The 17172-nt window shown below is 70.2% G+C and carries 14 protein-coding genes; 7 read left to right on the top strand and 7 right to left on the bottom strand.

Features of this window, described 5'->3' with window-relative positions; translation table 11 throughout:
- The first annotated feature begins 54 nt into the window (after positions 1 to 54).
- Both D457_RS0117365 and D457_RS32725 read left to right on the top strand, forming a co-directional pair.
- A complete protein-coding gene (locus D457_RS0117365) occupies positions 55 to 1275 on the top strand; it encodes a flavin monoamine oxidase family protein (protein WP_017581950.1) in 1221 nt (406 codons plus the stop codon).
- 64 nt (positions 1276 to 1339) lie between these two features.
- Positions 1340 to 2104, top strand: a complete 765-nt coding sequence (locus D457_RS32725) for a SanA/YdcF family protein (RefSeq protein WP_017581949.1) — start codon at positions 1340 to 1342, stop codon at positions 2102 to 2104.
- A 102-nt stretch (positions 2105 to 2206) separates the two neighbouring features.
- Here D457_RS32725 and D457_RS0117355 read toward each other — a convergent pair whose 3' ends face one another.
- Entirely contained in the window at positions 2207 to 3655 is a 1449-nt protein-coding gene (locus D457_RS0117355; protein ID WP_017581948.1) for a hypothetical protein, read from the bottom strand.
- A gap of 169 nt (positions 3656 to 3824) precedes the next feature.
- On the opposite strand from D457_RS0117355, the gene D457_RS0117350 reads away from it, so the two are divergent.
- Entirely contained in the window at positions 3825 to 4601 is a 777-nt protein-coding gene (locus D457_RS0117350) for a GntR family transcriptional regulator (protein ID WP_017581947.1), read from the top strand.
- A gap of 35 nt (positions 4602 to 4636) precedes the next feature.
- Here D457_RS0117350 and D457_RS36200 read toward each other — a convergent pair whose 3' ends face one another.
- The 5 genes from D457_RS36200 to D457_RS0117325 form a co-directional block, all read right to left on the bottom strand.
- The gene (locus D457_RS36200; RefSeq protein WP_017581946.1) at positions 4637 to 4786 is read right to left on the bottom strand and encodes a hypothetical protein; all 150 of its coding nucleotides are present in this window, start codon (positions 4784 to 4786) and stop codon (positions 4637 to 4639) included.
- Between the two features lie 37 nt (positions 4787 to 4823).
- Positions 4824 to 6233, bottom strand: a complete 1410-nt coding sequence (locus D457_RS0117340) for an amidase (protein WP_017581945.1) — start codon at positions 6231 to 6233, stop codon at positions 4824 to 4826.
- Positions 6234 to 6470: 237 nt separating this feature from the next.
- Positions 6471 to 7091, bottom strand: coding sequence for a SanA/YdcF family protein (locus D457_RS0117335; RefSeq protein WP_017581944.1), 621 nt, complete (start codon positions 7089 to 7091; stop codon positions 6471 to 6473).
- A 185-nt stretch (positions 7092 to 7276) separates the two neighbouring features.
- On the bottom strand, positions 7277 to 8305 hold the full coding sequence (locus D457_RS32720; RefSeq protein WP_017581943.1) for a LacI family DNA-binding transcriptional regulator: 1029 nt from the start codon (positions 8303 to 8305) through the stop codon (positions 7277 to 7279).
- An 82-nt stretch (positions 8306 to 8387) separates the two neighbouring features.
- Positions 8388 to 9791 carry a glycoside hydrolase family protein gene (locus tag D457_RS0117325; RefSeq protein ID WP_017581942.1) on the bottom strand — a complete coding sequence of 468 codons (1404 nt, stop codon included), beginning with the start codon at positions 9789 to 9791 and terminating at the stop codon, positions 8388 to 8390.
- Positions 9792 to 10169: 378 nt separating this feature from the next.
- Between D457_RS0117325 and D457_RS0117320 the strand changes: the two genes are divergently transcribed.
- From D457_RS0117320 to D457_RS0117310, 3 genes are all read left to right on the top strand, one after another.
- Positions 10170 to 11516, top strand: coding sequence for an ABC transporter substrate-binding protein (locus tag D457_RS0117320; protein WP_017581941.1), 1347 nt, complete (start codon positions 10170 to 10172; stop codon positions 11514 to 11516).
- Between the two features lie 117 nt (positions 11517 to 11633).
- Entirely contained in the window at positions 11634 to 12575 is a 942-nt protein-coding gene (locus D457_RS0117315) for a carbohydrate ABC transporter permease (protein WP_152514265.1), read from the top strand.
- Positions 12572 to 13477, top strand: a complete 906-nt coding sequence (locus D457_RS0117310) for a carbohydrate ABC transporter permease (protein ID WP_017581939.1) — start codon at positions 12572 to 12574, stop codon at positions 13475 to 13477. The genes D457_RS0117315 and D457_RS0117310 overlap by 4 nt, the downstream gene beginning before the upstream one ends.
- Before the next feature lie 307 nt (positions 13478 to 13784).
- Here the strand turns inward: D457_RS0117310 and D457_RS0117305 are convergent, their stop codons facing one another.
- Positions 13785 to 14435, bottom strand: coding sequence for a DUF1707 SHOCT-like domain-containing protein (locus D457_RS0117305; protein ID WP_017581938.1), 651 nt, complete (start codon positions 14433 to 14435; stop codon positions 13785 to 13787).
- 880 nt (positions 14436 to 15315) lie between these two features.
- Between D457_RS0117305 and D457_RS0117300 the strand changes: the two genes are divergently transcribed.
- Positions 15316 to 17145: a UvrD-helicase domain-containing protein gene (locus tag D457_RS0117300; RefSeq protein ID WP_017581937.1), complete on the top strand. Its 1830-nt coding sequence runs from the start codon at positions 15316 to 15318 to the stop codon at positions 17143 to 17145.
- The last annotated feature ends 27 nt before the right edge of the window (positions 17146 to 17172 follow it).

Here is a 17172-nt window from a genome sequence, read left to right as displayed (position 1 = left end):
ATGCGCAGACTCTAACCTTGGACAGCCGCACCGGAAGAAAGGTTTTTCGCGCGTATGTTCCCCCAGCCCAGCCGTTTCCTTCGTACCTCGTGGTCGCGGGACCCCTTCGCCCTCGGTTCGTACTCGTACCTGCCGCCGAACCCGCTCGGTGCCCACGTGCGCACGCACCTGGCCGAGTCGGTGGGCGGGCGGGTGCACTTCGCCGGGGAGGCGACCTCGGCCCAGGCGCCCGCCACCACCGCCGGAGCCCTGTTGAGCGGGCGCCGGGCCGCCCGGGAGATCCTGGAGACCGCCCGGGAGGGGCAGAGCGTCACCGTGGTGGGGGCGGGGTTCGCGGGGCTGGCCTGTGCCCGCAAGCTCGTGAAGGCGGGGCTGCGGGTGACCGTGCTGGAGGCGCGGGAGCGGGTCGGCGGCCGGGCCTGGACCACGTGGGTGGACGGTATGCCGGCCGACCTCGGCGCCTCCTGGATCCACGGGCACAAGGGCAACAAGATGACCAAGGTGCTGCGGCGCTCCGGTGGCCGGGCGCTGCCGTTCGACTACGACAACGCCGCCGGGCGGGACCGGGCGGCGCTGCGTGAGCTGGGACGGCTCACCAAGGACATGGACGACCGGCCCGACGCCGACACCGCCCCCATCTCCGCGGTACTGCCGCCGGACCCCTCGCCCGCGCTGCGCTCGGCGGCCAACATGGTCTACGCGCAGGAGTACGGGGCCGAACCGCACCAGCTGTCCATCACCGCCGACGAGGAGGGCGTGGGCGGACGCGGCGGCGACCTGCTCCTGCCCGACGGCTACGACCGGCTGGTGGAACAGGTCCGCGACGGTCTGCCCGTGCGCACCGGCGCGGTCGTGACCGGGGTCGGGTACGACACCGAGGGGACCGTGGTCCGACTGCGGGACGGGGAGGAGGTCCCCGGCGACCACTGTGTGGTCACGCTGCCGCTGGGGGTACTCAAGTCCGGGTCGGTGACCTTCACCCCCGAGCTGCCCGAGGAGAAGCGGGCGGCCGTCGACACCCTCGGTATGGGCCTGCTCGACAAACTCTGGCTCTGGTTCCCCGAGGTGTTCTGGGCGGCCGACGCCGACGTCATCGAGTGGTCGGACCCCGAGGACCCGGGGCTGTGGTCCTACTGGGTCAACGGGTACAAGGCGTTCGGCCGGCCGGTTCTGCTCGGTTTCAACGGCGGGGACCAGGCCCACCGGGTCGCGGGGCTGACCGACGAGCAGGCCGTGGACAGCGCGATGTCCGCGCTCCGCCGTATGCACGCTTGAGTTCCGGACACCGGTGCCGAGCATCGCTCGGAACTCCGGCAGGGTTCCGGTCGTCTCCCCTGATGTGACGACCTCCGAATCCCAGAATCCCGACGTCGACCCCGCATCCGAGGACCGCGTACCCGAGAACGACGCCGCGGAGGGCAGCTCCGGGGCGCTGCCGCGACGGCACCGTCTGTTGGCCCTGCTGGCCGTGTCCGCCCTGATCCTGGCGTGTGTGCCGTTCGTGTGGATGCTGGCCTCCACCGGCGACCAGCGCCACACCGCCGAGACGGTGCCCGACCGGCCGGTGGCGATCGTCCTGGGCGCGGGGGTGCGTCCGGACGGCCTGCCCAGCTATCTGCTGGCCCAGCGCCTGGACCTGGCGGTGGAGCTGTACGAGGCCGGAAGCGTCCAGGCGGTGCTGGTCACCGGGGACAACGGGGTCGAGCACTACAACGAGACCGACACCATGCGCGACTACCTGGTGGACGCGGGTATCCCGGAGGACCGGGTGGTCGGTGACCACGCCGGGTTCTCCACGTGGGACTCGTGCGCCCGCGCCAAGGAGGTGTTCGGGGTGGAGGAGGCCACGGTCCTCACCCAGGAGTTCCACCTGCCGCGCGCGGTGCGCCTGTGCCGGGCGGCGGGGATCGACACGGTCGGGGTGGGCGGTTCCAGCATGAGCGAACGCGCTTTCGCCACCGTCTACGGGTGGGCCCGCGAGGTCCCGGCGTCGGTTCGGGCGCTGGGCACCGTGGTATTCCAGCCCGACCCCAGGTTCCTAGGCGACTACGAGAGCGGTGTGGACGACGCCCTGGCCGCGCACGCCGGAGAAGAGGCGCGCTGACCCGAAGGGCTGAACAGACGGCGAAACCCGCGCCCGTGCCTGTTCGGGGCTCCGGGAGCGGGTTTCGCCGTGGCTGGTCCGTCTGGGGTTCAGCCGTAGGGGTCAGCGGCCCCCGCCGAAGAGGCGATCGAACAGGCTGGTGGGCGCCTGCGGCTGCTGCGGGGCGGGGGCCTCGGGAGCCTCCTCGGCCTCCGGCTCGGACTCCACGCCGACCAGGGCGCAGAACTCCTCCATGCCATCCGGCAGCGCCCAGGCGCGCAGGGTCGCGGTGAACTCCTCGTCCTCCCACGCCGAGGCCGGGAGTTCGGCGATGGTCCACAGGACCTTCAGCGTCTCCTCCTCGTACTCGGCCTGGGCGTGCTCCTCCGCCGTGTAGCCCTTGGAGCGGGGGCCCAGGACGATCTCCAGGGCCGCACCGGTGACCAAGGCGCGCGACTCGTCCTCGCCCTTGATCAGACCGGGCAGGATGTCCAGGCGCAGCCGGCGGGCGCGGTCCCCGGCGCGACCCAGCGCCAGGAAGCCCAGGACCTGCGGGGAGCGGTTGCCGCAGTGCGGCCACGACTCGTTGAACAGACCCTCGTAGCCCACCGAGGTCCCGCCGCCGCGGCCGATCCGGCGCAGCCCCTCGCGCGGGGTGTTCTCGCCGTGGATCAGGACCAGCGCCACCGAGGCGGCGAAGGAGTTGTAGAGGTTGCCACTGGCCATCTGGTGGGTCAGGGCGACGGTGGTGTCGACGTCCGCGGGGTCGGCGACCAGACCGAGCGCGAACAGCTCCGCGGGCAGCGGCTCACCGCTGTCCAGGCCCTGGGTCATCATCTCGCGCATCGAGGTCGGGGCCTTGGGTGTGGGGCGCAGATCCTTGGCGAGCAGCATCTGCGAGGCACCGGTGATCTCGGAGGAGATGCGCTCGGCGTCGGCGGGCAGGAAGCCCAGCAGGTAGCTGACCCACTCCCCCGCGCGGTCCAGGCCGCCCCGGTTGGCGCCGCCCTTGAGCAGGGTGACCAGGTCGGGGACCCGGGCCAGGACGGCCTCGTAGGTGTCCAGCTCGGCCTGCAGGAGCTCGGCGCCGTCGTCGGCCTCCAGCACGGCGAGCCGGTTGCGCATCCGGTGGAAGTACTGCTCGTCGGGGGCCTCCTCCATCCAGGTGCGATACTGCGCGCGGACCTTCTCCGCGTCGTTGGAGACGGCCCAGGCCACCTCGTCGCGCCACTGGTCGAGGTCCCTGGCTTGCGGGAAGCGGTCCTCGGCGTGCGCGCTGACCAGCTCGAGGAGGAGGCTCAGCGGGCGCCAGCGGTCGGTGGGCGGGGTCTCTTCGGCGATCGCGATGTCGACCAGGCGGTCCACGGCCTCGGGGGCGGCCCGGTGACCGGGTGCGGGGAAGTGGATGATGTCGTGGAGGTCGGACAGGGCGCTGTCGCTGGCCGCGACCTGTGCGAGCAGCTCGGGGATGCGCTCGCCGCCGTCGGGGGCCAGAGCGGCCCAGTCCACCGCCTCCGCGCTCTCCACGTTCTCCGTGTTGTCGTTTTCTTCGTTTCCCGTGGTCGCGTTCATAGGCCCGATTATCCCGGCTCAGGGGTTCTGCGCGAATCGGCGGCGGGGTCGTGCTTCTCACCGGCCCCGGGGGAACCTTTCGGTGGGCTCTCGGGGGTGGCCCGGCGCAGGCCACCGGGCCCCGACGCCCGATAGATTGCTGTTCAGGCGGCTCAGAAAGGCACAGGTTATGCACGCGTGGGGATCCCGATCGGACGAGGACGACCCTCAGGACAAGACCCTGCGGCGGCTCCAGGACCTGATCCGGTTCGAGATGGTGTCTCGGGCCGATGAGGGCCGGGCCCGCCTGCCCAACGAACCCCTCCTGATGAGGACCTACGACGCGAGCCGGGACACCGTGCGCGAGGCGCTGAGACGGCTGGTGGAGGCAGGGCTGGTCCTCCGGCGCCCGGGGCTGGGCACCCTCGCCATCGGAGACCAGCGCAAGCTGCCGACCGACCTCCCCCCGCCCCGAACCCCCCTGGCCGAGCACGTGGGCGCCGTCCCAGGCCGCCCCCGGGTCCTTTTCTGGGGCCTGGTCCCGGCACGGCCCGTCGTGGCCCGGGAACTCGACGGGGTGGAAACGGGTGACCCCTGCCTGTGCGTCGACTACGTGCTCGTCCGGGGTGATCAACCGGTCGGGGTGGTCACCAACTACCTGCGCGCCGGGGAAGCCTCCCTGTTGGACGAGACCGCGTTCGACTCCGACCTCTACGCGCTGCTGGAGCACGCGGGCATCGGGTTCGACGCCTTTGACGTGGCCGTGCAGGCGTCCCGTGCCGACAGGAGCGTCGCACCGCTCCTGGATGTCGAGGCGGGCGAACCCGTGCTGTGGCTGGAGCAGACGCTGCGTAACGGCGAGGGCGAGGTGTTCGGCCTGGCACTGTGCCACTTCCAACGCGAGCTGCGGCTGGACTTCGTCGGTATCTCGCGGACGCGTCGGCGGACGGCCCCACCGGAGGTGTAGGCCGCCCGCCGCCCGGCTCAGCGGGACCGGTGGGATCAGTGGGCGACGTCGAACCCGAAAGCCGGTTCGGTGTACCTCTTCTCAGGAACGTCGTGAAGCAGCTGGGCAAGGGCGAGGAACTGCTGTTGCAGCGCCACGATCGCCTCCCGCTCCGTCGGGTCGGTGGCCAGGTCCTGAAGGTTCATCGGTGTCTCCTGTCGTGGTTCTCGTTACGGCCGTCGTTCACGCGGCGGCCGGGACCGGGCCGGGCTCCTGGAGATGGAAGTCCGTCCGCCGCTGGAGGGCGTCGCCCGCGCGCAGCACCAGCGCGTCCTCCCAGGCGCGCCCCGCGATGGTGAGGGAGAGCGGGGTGTGCTCGGTGGAGAGGCCGATGGGCACCGCAAGGGTCGGCACACCGACCGGGTTCCAGTAGAGCGTGTGGATGGACCGCATGGCGTTGAGCGGTTCCGCCCCGGAGAAGTCAGCGAGCGCTGGTGCCCCTTGGTGCCCGGTCGGAGTGATGACGAGATCGACTTCGTGGAAGACTGCGGCGACCCGCTCCCGAACGACGCGGCGCACCCGCTGGGCCTGAATGTAGTCGGCCGCGCTGAGCACGGAGGCGGCTCCCAGGCTCACTCGGAGCCCCTGGCTGTAGTCGTCCCACCGTTCCTTGAGGTCGGGCAGGTGGTAGGTGAGCGCCTCGCTCGCCATCACAACGAGGTCGATGACGGAGGCTTCCTCGTACATCGGCAGCGTTACCGGGACGATCGTCGCACCAGCCTCCTCGAGCTGGCGCAGGGCGTTCGCGAAGAGCGCGGGCTGCGCGGGATCGATGCCCTGGAGGGCGTACCGGTCCAGGTCGTCCACGCCGATACGCACACCGGTGAGATCACCGTTGAGAGCACCCGGGTAGTCGTCAACGGGCTCCCGCGAAGCGAACCCGTCAGAGGCGTCGGCACCAGCGAGTACGGACAGGAGCAGAGCGCAGTCCGCGGCGCTGCGCGCCATGGGACCGATGTGGTCCAGGGTGTGGGCCAACGGAACGATGCCCGACCTCGGGACCCGGCCGAACGTGGGCTTGAGCCCGGTAATGCCGTTGTAGGCGGCGGGCATACGGATGCTTCCGGCCGTGTCGGTGCCGAGCGCGCCGAGGAACATGCCCGCGGCGACCCCCGAGCCGGAGCCCGAACTGGAGCCGCCAGCCCATCGGTCGCTGTCCCAGGCGTTGCGCGGCACCGGGAAGGGCTTGGCGGCGTCCGGGATCCCGGCCGCGAACTCCATCGTCGTGACCTTGCCCGTCACGATACCGCCGGCCTCCTTCACTCGCCTGACGACGGCGGCGTCACCGGCGGTCTCCCCCCAGGCGGGGTCCAGGATGAGGCTGTTCGCGGTCGTGGGCCCGCCCCTGGCAGCCATGTTGTCCTTGATCCCGACGGGGATCCCTTCGAGCGGGCGGATCGGAGCTCCACTGGCGATGCGTTCGTCAGCGGCGCGGGCGGCTTCCCTCGCGGAGTCGTCGAAGCGGGTGATGTAGACACCGAGCTCGCCGTCACGGGCGTCGGCGTTGGCGAGGCCCTCCTCGACGAGCTCGGTCGCGGTGACACGCCCCTCGCGCAGGTCCACCGCTGTGTCGGTGATGGTCCGGGTTTTCATTCCGGTTTCCCCTCTGTGTCGCGGACCGCCAGAGTGGACCGGGGAATGTTGCGCGGCACGACACCGCGCATCACGACCGAATAACGGAGATGCGGATGCTGAACCCCCTGCTCAGCGTGGGTTTTCGTGAGCTCCGAGGGTGCTGGGTAGCGGCTGAGGGCCGCGTAACTCCCCTGTTCGCGGCTCGACTGCGGAGTTACGCGGGAACGGGGTCTTTCAGGAGGGCTTCAGGAGCCCTCAGCTGTCCTTGTCGGTGAGCTCGCCGCGGGCGGGTTCGGGGCGCAGGACGGCGTCCTTCAGCGCCTTGGCGGCCGCGCCGACCTCCCGGGCGTAACCGATGAGGGTGGAGCGGCGGCGGGCGCCGAGGCTGGGGTCGCCCACGCCCACGGCGTCGATCCCGGCGGCTCGGGCCAGGGAGACGGTGCGAGGAAGGTGGAAGGACTGCGTGACCATGGTCGCCGCGTCCACCCCGTAGAGCCCCTTGATCCGCACACAGGTGTCCCAGGTGCGGTAGCCGAACGGGTCCGCCGTCACCCGGTCAGCAGGCACGCCCCGGGTCACCAGGTAGTCGGTCATGGTGTCGGTCTCGCGGCGGGAGACCTCCCGGTTGTCCCCGGAGACCAGGACGCGGTCGACCTTTCCGGTCTCCATCAGCCGCACAGCCAGGTCGAGGCGGCGTGCGAGCAGCGGGGAGGGGCCGTCGGCCCAAGCGGCGGCGCCGAGCACCACCGCGACGGGCCGGTGGGGCACGGTCTCCACGCTCCCGCGCCGACCCGTACTGGCCAAGTAGGTCCAAGCGAAGGGCGACAGTCCGAGGGCGAGCACGCCTGCTCCGGCCGCCACGATCCAGATACCCACAGCCGAGTGTCCTCCCCGTTCGGCGCGCGGCCCCTGCCGCGCGGCCACACCATCATGGCGCACGGCAGTAGTGGGCGGTCCGGTGTCTCAGCTCTCGAGGCGGACACCCTCCCGATCGGGGCAGGCGTGTGTTCAAGCCCCTCGCGTTGCCTCTCCCGGCGCCGCAGGCTTCAGTTGGCACGGGGTCAGTCGGACCCGGTCCGGCCTCCGTTCACCGTCTGGTGAGGGGTCGCCTGAACGGGGCGCGTGCTGCCGCGGACCACCAGGCGGGTGGGAAGCGTCATGGTCGGTGGAGGCTCACCACCGGATTCCAGGAGGTCGACGAGGATCTGGGCGATGAGGTTTCCCTGCTCGGCCACGGGCTGCTCGACGGTCGTCAACTCCAGGACGTCGGCGAGTTCGTGGTTGTCGAAGCCGACCAGCGAGATGTCATCGGGAACCCGCAGACCGCTGCGACGGATGGCCTGGAGCGCCCCGAAGGCCATCTCGTCCGACTGCGCGAAGACGGCGGTGGGACGCGTGGCGCCGCTGAGGAGGGTGCTCATGGCGCGCTCACCGCCCGCCACGGTGTAGTCCCCGACCGCCTCCAACTCGGGCCGGTAGCCGATACCCGCCTCGTGCAGGACCTCGCGGTAGGCGCGGGAGCGGTCGCGCGGAGTGGTGAAACTGTGCGCGACCGGGCCGCCCCCGCAGATGTGCGCGATGTCGCGATGACCCAGCATGACCAGGTGGCGCATGGCACTGGTGGCCCCCGCCACGTCGTCGATGCGTACGCACGCGAAGCCGTCCACCTCCGCTCCCACCAGCCCCAGGGGCACGCCGAGCCCGGACAGGGTGGCCGCCTGCTCCTCCGACAGCGGCATGCTCAGCACGGCCACCCCGTCAACCCGGCGCCGCAGCGGCATCGCCTCGAAGAAGCGGTCACGGCTGACCGCGTCGGCGAGGTTGTACAGCAACAGATCGAAGCCCTTCGCCCTGAGAACCTCTTCGATACCCACGATCAGCTGCCCGAAGAACCACCGGTTTACGTAGGGCGCCACCACAGCGATCGTCTGGGTGCGCCCGCTCGCCAGGCGCGAGGCGCTCGGTGTGATGGTGTAGTCCAGTTCGCGCGCGATGCGCACGATACGCAGGCGTGTGCCCTCGGCGACGCTGGGCAGACCGCGAAGAGCGCGTGACACCGTCGCCGTGGAGACGCCGGCCCGGTTCGCCACATCTGCAAGGCTCGCTCCCACTGTTCTTCCCCTCGATCAGCACCAACCACCTCTGACCGGCACCTGGCGGCCCAGACGAAGCCTAGTGCGCTCTCGTCCCGGCCCGGGGCCGCGTCGCGCCGGGTGGCAGGGCAGACCGATGAAGCGGCCCCGGAGCGGGTTCGTCGGAGCGCAGCGCGACCGAAACGTCGTCACGGTCCGCGTAGGGATCCCGTACGCGCCTCACCTGGACCGGGAGGGTTCGGTGGTCGGCGCCACGGGCCCAGCAGGCACCCGGATCGCGCCCGTAGGACACGGCACAGGCCACGAAGACCCCGTCCGCGTACAGTTCCAGGTACTCGCCGAACAGCAGTGCGCGCAGATTCCCGACGGGGCGACGCAGCTCCGTCTCCTGGACGGATCCGGTCCGCCCGCACCGCACCCGCAACCCGTCTGACGCCACGTCCACGGTGAACCCCGACTCCGCGCCCCGGAACACGACCGTCGCCGGTTCACCGCCCACGGTGACGTCCACGACCGCGTCCCACACCGGGGCGCCCGGGTCCGAGGGCGGGCACAGGTAGGTCTCAACGCCGTGCCACCAGCCGAGCCGGGGGCGACCGTCCTGGTCAGTCTCCAGAACCTTGGGTTGAGCGAGCATTCCCCGGCACGGAGCACCGTCGTCGGCCAGGCCGTACCGGCGCTGGACGGTATGCAGCAGCAGCCGCTCACCGCCGGGGCCGTCCACGAGGCGGGGCGCGTAGGGGCCGGGCGGTGCGAGCGGCCCGAGCCGCTCCCACTCCCCGTCAAGACTGTCGGCCCGCCACGCCTCGATGTGGTGGGAGGGAGCGATGGAGCCGAGCAGCAGCCACCCTCCTGGGACTCGTTCGAGGATGGGGCACTCCAGCTCGTCGACGTCGCCGGGCACGAGGAGCGGAGGTCGCACGGTCCACTGGTGCAGATCGTCGGAAACGGCGAGCCCCACGCAGCCGGAGCGTTCGACGGGGCCGTGCGCGGTCCTGGCACACACGAGCATGGCGTAGCGGGCCCCGAAGAGCCCGCCCTCCGGCTCGACGATCCACGGATCCCGCCAGGCCTCCTGATGGCCGGTCCGGTACCACCGTTCGTCCGGACGCACGACCACTCCGCGAACGCGCCGCCATCCCGAGGCGTCGTCAGCTCGGGTCCGTGCCAGGCCCACGGCCTGCCGACGGTGTCCGTCATCATGCACCCCCGTGTAGGCCATCGCCCAACCGTCCCCGTGGCGCAGTGGGTGCATCGTCCACACGCTGGTGTCGTCGAACTCGCCGGACGGGCCCACGCCGAAGGCGGGTCCGAGCGGTTCCCAGCGCACCAGGTCGTGGGAGACCGCCCGACCGTAGGAGGTCTCCAGCAGGCTGACGTCGGAATGCTCGGTCCAGGGGGCCTGCAGGTGCAGGAGGACGTAGGGCGGGCCTCCGACGACCGCGAAGTCGTTGAGGCAGGCTCCCGGGGGTGCGTAGCGCATGGTCCTTGGTCCCGTCGGTGATCGGTGTCGGAGCGGCGCGGCCGTACTGCGGATCGCCGGGGCTTCGCCGCCACCGAGAGCGTGAAGAGGGAATGTAATCGCTTGCACAATACCAACCAACGAGACCCGACAGGCATGCAGACCCAGCGGGCAGTTCAGCGAAGCTTTATCTCCAATCCGTGTTCAGCTAGGCGCCTACCGTGCATCGTTCGTAACGGAGATGCAACGAGTGAATGTAAGCGATTGCATTTCTGTTTCACACGACTAGCGTTTGGTGGCACAGCTCACAGGACACCAGATGTCCGGCGCACGCCCCTCCCCCTGAGGCGGCACCGTCGCCGAACACGGCCGACACGCCGGGTGCCCGCCTAGGAGGAGATGAACGTGCGATCCAAGCGAACCGAACCACGTGGTGCCCTGCGCGCCGTGGCCGCGCTGGCGGCCCCGGTCCTCGTCATGGCCGGATGCGGCACCGGTGGAGGGGCAGCCGGACCCGGAGACGGCGAGGGCATCATCACGGTCTGGGCACACCAGGGCCAGGATCGGGAGGTCGCCGCCCTCCAGAACGCCGTCGACGCCTTCGGCTCCGCCCACCCCGGCGTCACCGTGGAGCTCACTTTCATCCCCGAGGCCGACTACGCGACCACGATCGCCACGACGAGCCCCGAAGAGCTGCCCGACGTACTCGAATTCGACGGCCCCACCATGGCCAGCCTGGTCTACAACGGCAAGCTCTCCCCGATCGACGACTTCGTGTCCGAGGAGGTCGTCACCAACGCCACCGAATCGATCCTCTCCCAGGGCACGCTCGACGGGTCCCTCTACGGCTTGGGAATGTTCGACTCGGGACTCGGTGTCTACGGCAACGCAGCCCTCCTCGACGCGGCTGGTATCAGCTACCCCGAAGGGTTGGAGGACGCCTGGACCGCGGAGGAGTTCACCAACGCGCTGGCGGACCTGGCCGCCGAGGACGGGGACGGCCGTGTCCTGGACGTCAAGCAGAACTACGGTTTCGGCTCCGGCAGCGAGTGGACGACCTACGCGTTCTCGCCCGTGGTCTGGTCCGCCGGCGGCTCGCTGATCGAGAGGGACAGCGCGGACGGCGCGCTGAACGGCCCCGCCGTCGTCGAGGCGCTGAGCCTGGTCCAAGAGTGGGCCGCCTACACCGACGCCAACACCGACGACAACGCCTTCGTCTCCGGAGATGTCGCGCTGTCCCTCGTCGGGCACTGGGAGTATCCCAACTACTCCGAGGCCCTGGGCAGGGGTCTCGTCGTGCTCCCCCTCCCCGACTTCGGCAACGGCGTCAAGACCGGTCAGGGCTCCTGGGCGTGGGGGGTCTCCGGCACCTCAGAAAACGGCTCCGCCGCTGGCTCGTTCATCGATTTCCTGATGGCGGACGAACAGGTCGCCGCCCTGACCGCGGCCAACGGCGCGCCTCCCGGCACGAAGTCCGCCGTCGAGGCGAGTGACCTGTACGGTCCGGGCGGAGACCTGGAACTCTTCGCCACCCAGCTGGCGCGGACGTGCGGCGCGGGGCCGGTCGACACCGACTGCGTGTCCGTGCCCCGGCCGGTGACCGCCGGATACCCGGTCATCACACGCCAGTTCGCCGACGCCTTCACCACCATCTGGGACGGAGGCGACGTCGCCCGAGCACTCGACCACGCGGTCACCGCGATCGACACCGACTTCGCCGACAACGACTCCTTCACCATCTCGTAGTCGGCCCGGCCCACAACGGCCGGACGCCGCACCTTCTACCCGGGCCGCGCCCGCCACAGAGCGCGGTTCCGGTGCGGTGCCCGGCCCCGCGTATTCCTGCGACGCTAAGGATCCTCCATGAACGCTCTCGCTCCGCCGGGTGCTCCCCGGACACGCCCGAAGGCACGCGGCGAAGGGTGGACGGGGCCGCTGATGGCCCTGCCCGCCGTCGCCGGGCTGGGCCTGTTCGTGGCGCTGCCCTTCGCCATGGCCATCGGGCTGTCACTGTTCAACGTGCGCCTCGACTCCTTCCGGCAGCCCGACTTCTTCGCCCTGGAACAGTACCGGCGCATCCTCGTCTCACCGGAGTTCAGCGGCGACTTCTACCGAGCGCTGGGCAACAACGTTCTGTTCGCGGCGGTCATCGTTCCCCTGCAGACGACAGTCGCCCTGGCGCTCGCACTCCTGCTCAACCGTCCGCTGCGCGGCATGCCGGTGTTCCGGACGTTCTTCTTCATGCCGGTCGTCTTCCCGATGGCATTGATCGCGACGGTCTGGCGGCTCATTTTCGACCCCAGCCAAGGAGGCCTGCTCAACTCCGTGCTCGGGTTCGCGACCTTCGGCATGTTCTCCCCGCACGACTGGCTCGGAGCGGCGGGCACCGCCATGCCGTCGATCATGCTGCTGTCCCTATGGCAGGGGGTCGGTTTCCAGATGGTCATCATCCTCGCAGGCCTGCAAGGCATCCCCCGACAGCTCTACGAGGCCGCGGAAGTCGACGGAGCGGGCCGCTGGCAAAGGTTGTGGGCGGTCACCCTGCCGGGGCTGCGCAACACACTCGTCTTCGTCGCCCTGGTCACCACGATCCTGTCCTTCCGCCTGTTCGACCAGGTGTACATCCTGACCCGCGGTGGCCCCGACGGAGCCACCAGCACGGTGATGCACCTCGCGGTGACCACGGCCTTCGCAGAGAGCAACGTCAGTCGCGCGGCGGCCATGACCGTCGTGCTGTTCGTGGTGGTCCTCGCCGTCACCCTGCTGCAGCGCCGCATCGTCGCCCAGGAACGGGAGATCTCATGACCGTGCTCGCCACCCGACCGGCCGTGCCCGAACGTGCCGCGGCACCGCGCCGCAAGCCGATGCGGCGGCTCCACCCGCTCGTGCGGCGCGGACTCGACTACCTCCTGATGAGCACGGTAACGCTGCTCTTCGCCTCACCGATCCTGTACATGTTCGTCGGCAGCCTCAAGCCCGATGACCAGGTTCTCGGCGGATTCTCGGTCTTTGTCCCGAGCGACTTGTCCCTGGACAACTACGCCGGCGTCTTCGCCACGTTCAACAATCCGAGCACCGGGTACTTCCTGAACTTCCTGGGCACGTCGCTGATCGTGACCAGCGTCGTCGTCCTGGGAGGCCTGGTCGTGAACTCCCTGGCCGCATACGCCCTGGCCCGGCTTCGCTGGCGGGGGCGCGATGCCGTCCTCATCCTGGTCCTGGCCCTGGTGGTACTCCCCTTCGAGGCGATCGCGGTACCGCTCTTCTACCTGCTCAACGACTTCCGGAACACCCTGGCGGTGCAATCGGTACCGCTGATCGCCAACGCCTTCTCCATCTTCCTCTTCTACTCCTTCTTCCTGAAGCTCCCGAAAGAGATCGAGGAGGCCGGGCGAATGGACGGCGCCGGCCCCCTAAGGATCTTCGTGCAAATCATCGTCCCCATGAGCAAACCCGTTTTCGCCACCGTCGCCATCCTGTCCTTCCTCACCCAGTGGGGCATGTTCTTGTGGCCGGTGCTCATGGTCAGCGATCCCGCTGTGCGGCCGCTTCCACTGGCGATCAGCGTCTACCAGGGGCAGCCGCCGTTCCAGTGGGGGGACATCATGGCCTTCGGGGTGATGATGGTGCTGCCCATGCTCGTCGTGTTCCTGGTCTTCCAACGCTGGTTCGTGCGCAGTGTGGCCTCAACGGGGCTCAAGGGCTGACCGTGTCGGCAGTATCCGGTACACCGCCACCAGCCAGGCGATAACGCGACCGGCTCACACGGCCCGAACACCTCAGGCCGTGTCAGCGCAGGCGCCGACCGCCCACGGTGTTGCGCCGGTCTCGGGTCAGGAGTCCTCGTCGGTGAGTTCCCCACGCGGGTTCGAGGCGCGGGTTCGAGGCGCGGGTTCGAGGCGCGGGACGGCGTCCTGAGAACCGTAGAGCCCACGGAATCGCACGCGGGTGCCCCGTGTGCGCCAGCCGAACGGATCCCGCCTCCGCCAGAGCAGCCGCCCCGGGAGCAGGAGGTCACCCGAAGAGGTCACTCCAGCCGCCGGACTTCTTGTAACGGACCCTGAGCGTGCCGCCCTGGCTCTTGCCGGAGATGACGAAGTGCGGGGTGCCGTGGCGCGGGATGGAGTCGATGTCCGAGCGGATGCTGCCGAACCACGAGGCGTCCATGTTGATCTCGGCGGTGGCCCCCTCGGGCAGGATCAGGTCCGCCGACCCCCAGGAGGAGTCCAGCCACACTTCGATGACCGGGGTGGTCAGGCGCGCCTCGCGGAAGTCGAGTCTGGCGGTGCTGAAGTGGGCATCGACCTCGACCCGGTGGGGCACAGTCCACTCGCCCTTGCGCACGACGGGGTAACCGTGCGCCTTGAGGACCAGGGGCTGGCCACCCACGAGGGGTTGACGGCCCGTGGGCGAGAGTCCCCGGCCGCCGCCGGTCGGGGCTGCTCCGGTGGGTGCGGGACCGCCGAACCCGGCCGCCCCGGCGGGCAGGTCGGCCACGACGGGCCGCAGATCGGCGTAGGTCTTGGCGGCGTAGACCGCGCTGAGGCGCTCGTCGAGTTCTTCGAGGTCCAGTCGGCCCTCACCCGCGGCCTCGCGGAGGATCTCGGCTACCTGGTCGCGCTCGGTGTCCGAGATGCGCATGTGGTTCATGTCGTCGGGGGCCACGTGCTCGTCCCGCTCCTTCCGCCTGTTTTGGTCACCACCAACGTTAGGGCATGGGGCCGGTTCGGGGATTCCCGAGTTCGCGGCGCCGACGGCGGAGAGAGCCCGTTTGTCGTACCCGGCGAAGAGGATGCGTTCCGAGCCTCAGGGGCCCCTGGGTTCACACCTCGCGCGGCCCCGCCCTGGACCGCCGCGGTTTGCCCGCGCCTCACCGCTTTGGAGAGCACGGGGACTGGGTACCGCTTCTCTAGGGTGGTTGAGGACGTGGTTGAGGACTCTGCCGGGGTAGGACGGACCCCGGCAGAGTCCTGAACCACGCGTCGTGCCTCCCCCGGGTGGCTACACAATGTCGCACCGCACACCTTCCTGCACAGAGCGTGTCCGAAACCGGCCAGACTGTGAAACCAGACCCGGGATTCCCTCATGTTTCCGGACCCCTGCCACCTCAGTCCCACTCTCGAATTTCGGCCACCCGCACCCCGCAGGCCAGGACGCCCTCCCCTCTCCCAACTCCCCCAGGAGAAACAGGACGGCGCTGCCCCGAGACGCGAGTTTCGGCCAGCACTATAACCCGCATTTTGGACATAGGCCGCGACTGGAGAACCGCAGGTCACGATCCCCCTCCGCGGGTGCCGTCGAAAATCTTCGCGAGACTCTCGAACACCCTTCCGCAAAGCATCCTTTGAACTGCGAAAATGCCATCCTCAAGGCGATCCGCGCGATCGCCGAGAATCGCCCTCCAAGCGGCGTTTGCCCAAATTCCCCGGCGAGCATCTTTCCAGTGAGAGCGGAGCCACCCGCCGGCTCCACCCTCGCCAGACACCATCCGCTCCGACCGTCCGAAAGAGCCGCCATCAGGTCGAAGACCGGAGGAATCCACGACGTGTCCGCCCTCGCGATCGCCCCGACGTTTCTCAGCGACTTCACCCGCCTCACGCCCGACGTCCAGCTCAACACCCTGGCCGTGATGCGCGCCTACCAGGCCGGTGACCAGCCCGGACTGGAGTCCGTCGCGGGCGCCGCCGACCCCCGGGTCCGGGTCGTCAGCATCGCCCCCGACTGGTCCGGCGTCATCGTCCCCGACCCCGACGTCGAGCCCGGCACCGAGGACGCCGGGCAGGACGAGGCGCATGACCCGCCCTACCGGCTGCTCACCGTGCGCCCGCGCGACGAGGCCCTGCGCTACGCCCGCAGCCTGCGCCCCGAAGCCCTGCCCGACACCCTCGTCGAGGCCGGGATCGACCCCGTCGACCTCACCCCGATCGGCCCGCCCGAGCTCGCCGGAGCGCTCAGCTCGCCCTTCGCCCAGTGGCAGATCACCCTGCACCCGGACCAGCACCGGATCACCGAGGCGCACTTCAACGGTTCGGCACAGATCACCGGCGGCCCGGGCACCGGCAAGACGGTGATGGCCCTGTACCGCGCCGCGCACCTGGCCGAACTGGATGCCGCCGCGCACCCCGGGGACACCCGAGAGTCCGTCCTGCTCACCACCTACAACCGCGCCCTGGCCCAGTCCCTGGCCGACCGTCTGGACCAGCTGCTGCCCGACCCCGGCACCCGCTCCAGGGTCAAGGTGGCCACCATCGACAGCCTGGCCCGCTCCATCGTGCAGACGCACACCAGCACAGCCCCACGGATGGCCGGTAAGGACGAGCTGGCCCAACGCTGGCGCGCGGTCGCCCTCGCCGACGGCCTGCCCTTCTCCGGCCGCTTCCTGGTGGACGAGTGGGAGCAGGTGATCCTGGCCAAGGGTCTGGAGCTGCTACCCGACTACATCCGCTGCGAGCGCAGCGGCCGCGTCCAGCACCTGGCGCCCGAGCACCGGCGGCAGGTGTGGGAGACGGTGCGGCGCTACGTGGGCGCGATGCGGGTGGAAGGACTGTGGTCCTACCCGCAGCTGGCCGGTGAGGCCGCCCGGGTACTGGGCCGGTCCGGCCCGCTGTTCCGGCACGTGGTGGTGGACGAGGCCCAGGACCTGCACCCGGCGCAGTGGCGGATGCTGCGCGCCACGGTCCCGGAGGGCCCCGACGACCTGTTCATCGTGGGCGACCCGCACCAGCGGGTGTCCGACAACCGGGTCTCGCTGGCCTCGCTCGGCATCAACGTGCGCGGCCGCGGCCACCGACTGCGGGTCAGCTACCGGGTGACCCAGGAGATCCTGGACTGGAGCATGCCGATCCTGGGCCGCCGGGCCGCCCTGGGGATGGATGACGACGCCGACACCCTGGCCGGTTACCGTTCGCTGCTGCGCGGACCCGCACCGGTGGTGCGCGGCTGTGAGAGCCGGACCGAGGAGCTCACCGCGCTGGGCGAGTGGGTCCGGGTGTGGCTGGAGGCCGGGGTGAACCCGAGCGAGATCGCGGTGGCCGGGCGCAACCAGTGGGTGGTGCGCGGGGTCACCAAGGAGTTGGCGGCCCGCGGCGTACTGACCACCCCGTTGGAGGGCGCCGGCGACACCGCGGCGGTGCGGGTCGGCACGATGCACCGGATGAAGGGGCAGGAGTTCCGCTGCGTGGCTCTGGTCGGGGTGAGCGACCACCTCCTGCCGCCCAAGGCCGCGCTCGAGGCGGCCGAGGGCGACCAGGTCGCGCTGGAGCACGCCTACCAGCAGGAGCGGACGCTGCTGTTCGTGGCCTGCACCCGGGCCCGGGACGCGCTGTACGTCTCGCATGTGGGACAGCCCAGCCGCCTGATTTCGGAGAACTGGTGAGGTGAGGGCCGGGTTCGAACCCGTGAG

The sequence above is a fragment of the Nocardiopsis valliformis DSM 45023 genome, assembly GCF_000340985.1.
Classification (GTDB): domain Bacteria; phylum Actinomycetota; class Actinomycetes; order Streptosporangiales; family Streptosporangiaceae; genus Nocardiopsis; species Nocardiopsis exhalans.
Note: the sequence above shows the minus strand (reverse complement) of the source record. Positions and strands in the feature narration are given on the sequence as shown.

Coding starts and splice junctions, on each gene's coding strand:
- D457_RS0117365 (WP_017581950.1), top strand. CDS start 55: ATGTTCCCCCAGCCCAGCCGTTTCCTTCGTACCTCGTGGTCGCGGGAC.
- D457_RS0117355 (WP_017581948.1), bottom strand. CDS start 3,655: ATGAACGCGACCACGGGAAACGAAGAAAACGACAACACGGAGAACGTG.
- D457_RS0117350 (WP_017581947.1), top strand. CDS start 3,825: ATGCACGCGTGGGGATCCCGATCGGACGAGGACGACCCTCAGGACAAG.
- D457_RS36200 (WP_017581946.1), bottom strand. CDS start 4,786: ATGAACCTTCAGGACCTGGCCACCGACCCGACGGAGCGGGAGGCGATC.
- D457_RS0117340 (WP_017581945.1), bottom strand. CDS start 6,233: ATGAAAACCCGGACCATCACCGACACAGCGGTGGACCTGCGCGAGGGG.
- D457_RS0117325 (WP_017581942.1), bottom strand. CDS start 9,791: ATGCGCTACGCACCCCCGGGAGCCTGCCTCAACGACTTCGCGGTCGTC.
- D457_RS0117320 (WP_017581941.1), top strand. CDS start 10,170: ATGAACGTGCGATCCAAGCGAACCGAACCACGTGGTGCCCTGCGCGCC.
- D457_RS0117315 (WP_152514265.1), top strand. CDS start 11,634: ATGAACGCTCTCGCTCCGCCGGGTGCTCCCCGGACACGCCCGAAGGCA.
- D457_RS0117310 (WP_017581939.1), top strand. CDS start 12,572: ATGACCGTGCTCGCCACCCGACCGGCCGTGCCCGAACGTGCCGCGGCA.